The organism is Mycolicibacterium arseniciresistens, from assembly GCF_030519285.1.
Lineage (GTDB): Bacteria > Actinomycetota > Actinomycetes > Mycobacteriales > Mycobacteriaceae > Mycobacterium > Mycobacterium arseniciresistens.
This window is the reverse complement of record NZ_JAUMSQ010000602.1, coordinates 1-301: the sequence shown is the minus strand read 5'-3', so window position 1 is coordinate 301 and position 301 is coordinate 1. Positions and strand designations below refer to the sequence as shown.

The 301-nt window shown below is 76.7% G+C and carries 1 protein-coding gene; it reads right to left on the bottom strand.

What is annotated here, in order from left to right:
* A partial coding sequence (locus Q2100_RS31730) for an SAM-dependent methyltransferase (RefSeq protein WP_302917181.1) occupies positions 1 to 301 on the bottom strand: 301 nt, incomplete at both ends.

Genomic DNA, 301 nt, shown 5'->3' with positions numbered 1-301 from the left:
GCCGTCAGCAGCGCGGCCAGCGCCTCGGGCGTGGTGCGGTCGGTGGACAGCACCACCGCGCGGCCGCCCCTGCGCACCGCGGTGTGCGGGTCGGCGGTGACGAGGCTGATCACCTCGGTGTCCTGCACGCTCCAGCCGAGCCGGGCGCAGGCCAGCGTCACCGAGGAGACGTGCGGCAGCACCGACACCCGGTCCGCGCCGAACCGCCGGATCAGCGTGGCGCCGATCCCGTGCAGCATCGGGTCACCGCTGGCCACCACGTGCACGTCGCCGGTGGCCTCGCCGAGCGCCGCGAGCGCCG